This is a genomic window from Streptomyces sp. HSW2009 (assembly GCF_040240285.1).
Taxonomy (GTDB): Bacteria; Actinomycetota; Actinomycetes; order Streptomycetales; family Streptomycetaceae; genus Streptomyces.
Window position 1 is genome coordinate 1 of the sequence record NZ_JBEHZD010000852.1, and the last position, 2,284, is coordinate 2,284.

Annotated in this window: 2 protein-coding genes; one reads left to right on the forward strand and one right to left on the reverse strand. The window is 73.7% G+C overall.

Annotation, left to right across the window (positions count from 1 at the left end; all coding sequences use genetic code 11):
* Positions 1 to 200: 200 nt before the first annotated feature.
* Positions 201 to 1,022: a tyrosine-protein phosphatase gene (locus tag AAHZ94_RS32895; RefSeq protein WP_349997370.1), complete on the reverse strand. Its 822-nt coding sequence runs from the start codon at positions 1,020 to 1,022 to the stop codon at positions 201 to 203.
* 242 nt (positions 1,023 to 1,264) lie between these two features.
* On the opposite strand from AAHZ94_RS32895, the gene AAHZ94_RS32900 reads away from it, so the two are divergent.
* On the forward strand, positions 1,265 to 2,056 hold the full coding sequence (locus AAHZ94_RS32900; protein WP_349997371.1) for an SGNH/GDSL hydrolase family protein: 792 nt from the start codon (positions 1,265 to 1,267) through the stop codon (positions 2,054 to 2,056).
* Positions 2,057 to 2,284 lie beyond the last annotated feature (228 nt).

A 2,284-nucleotide genomic window follows, 5' to 3' on the forward strand; every position in this document is an offset into this window, starting at 1 on the left:
CCGGGGGACCAGCGGTGGCGCCGGCGCCCGGCGCCGCGCGGGTGGGTGGCCCGAGGCCGGGCGGCCGAAGCCCGGGCACCGAGGGCTCGGGCGGCGGCGGGCCTGTGGGCGAGCCGATCCCGGGTGGTGGCGGGCCGGGTGATCCAGGTGATCCGGGTGGCTTGGGTGTTCCGGGCCCGGCCGGCGCGGCGGGTCCCCGCTCAGTCGGTCAGCAGCCTGGCGCGCAGCCTCTCGCGCACTTCGGGGGTGAGCCCGAGCCCCTCGGTGAGATAGCGCTCGGTGCCGCCCCAGGTCGCCTCGATGGCCTCGAAGGCCGCCGCCAGATAGCTGGCCCGGGCGTCGAAGAGCGGGCCGATCAGCTCCAGCACCTCGGGCGACATGGCGTCCGCCGCATCGCTGTGCCGGCGCACCTTGTACCTGCGGTGGGCCGCCGCGGACTTCAGGTAGTCGGCCTCGATCGCCTCGGGCGTGACCCCGACGGCCAGCAGCGTGACGGCGATCGAGAGCCCCGCCCGGTCCTTGCCCGCCGCACAGTGCATCAGTGCAGGCACGCTCTCGGCGGCCAGCGCGGTCAGCACCCGGGCGTGCTCGGCGGTGCGGGTGGTGATGATCGTGCGGTACGAGGCGATCATGCGGCCGGCGGCCTGGCCCTGGTCGAGCGCCGCGCGCAGTTCGTCCAGGTCGCCGTGGTGCACCATGGCCCAGAACTCGGCCCCGTCGGCCGGGTCGGTCAGCGGGATGTTGACGTTGCGCACCCCGGGCAGCGCGACGTCCGGGCCCTCCACCTTGATGTCGGCGGCGTTGCGGAAGTCGAAGACGGTGTGCAGGCCGAGCGAGGCGAGGAAGGCCGCGTCATCGGCGGTGGCATGGGCGAGGTGCCCGCTGCGGAACAGCACCCCGGGGCGTACCTGCCGCCCGTCGGCCGTCGGCAGACCGCCCACGTCCCGAAAGTTCCTGACCCCGGTCAGTGCTGGTTCGGTGTGGTCGGGGTTGGGGGAGGCGTGGGAGATCTGCTGGGTCACGGGCTGCTCCTTGGTCCGGTGCGGCTGGTGCGGCTGACGGGGCCGACAGGGCTGACGGGAGGCGCGCACCGACCTCGCCGTGCGACCTCCTGCGCCCATCATTTCCGCCGGGTCGTTCGTTGTCATCGCCGACGCAGCGCTTATTCCAGCTTTACCTATGAGTTCAAGTGGGATGAATCACCCCACGTCAAGCCCTGGTTACGGTGGCGTAGGTCACTTCAGTCGGAGGAGTATGTGTGGACGTGGCAGCCGATTCGAAATCCAACAACCGTGACGCGTTCGAGTCGTACGCAGCCGTCGGGGACAGCTTCACCGAAGGCGTCGGCGACCCCGGGCCCGATGGGGCCTTCATAGGCTGGGCCGACCGGCTCGCCGTGCTGCTGTCCGACCAACGCGCCGAACACGACTTCCGCTACGCCAACCTCGCCGTCCGTGGACGCCTCCTCGACCAGATCGTGGCCGAGCAGGTCCCGCGCGTCCTTGAGCTCGGCCCCGAGCTCGTGACCTTCTGTGCGGGCGGCAACGACATCCTGCGCCCCGGCAGCGACCCGGACGACGTCGCCGCCCGCTACGAGGCCGCTGTCGCCCAGCTCACCGCGTCGGTGGGCACCGTCCTGGTGTGCACCGGCTTCGACACCCGCGGCATGCCGGTCCTGCGCCACCTACGCGGCAAGATCGCCACGTACACGGCGCACGTACGGGCGATCGCCGACCGCTACGACTGCCCGGTGCTCGACCTGTGGTCGCTGCGGTCCGTGCAGGACCGGCGCGCCTGGAGCGAGGACCGGCTGCACCTGTCACCCGACGGGCACACCCGGATCGCGCTGCGCGCCGCGCAGGTGCTCGGCCTTGAGGTGTGCGCCGACCCCGACCAGCCGTGGCCGCCGCTGGCCGAGCGGCCGGCCGCGGAGGTACGCAGGGACAACATCCACTGGGCGCGCGAGCACCTGGTGCCGTGGATCGGCCGCCGACTGCGCGGCGAGTCCTCCGGCGACCACGTCGAACCCAAGCGGCCCGACCTGCTGCCGCTCTGACCCGAGCTGCACGAACCGGCCCGGGCGGGTCCTTCGGGGACCGGGCGCTCGGGCCGCCGCCCGGCGCCGTACGTATCCGCGCCGTACGTATCCGCGCCGTACGTATCCGCGGCGGGCGGTCCCGCGCACGTGCGGCGCGCGCCCGTCTCCGCGGCGGCCCGCACAACATGCCGCGGCCCCCCGGGGGGGGGGGGGCGCGGGGGCGGGGGCTGGGGGGGGGGGGGCCGG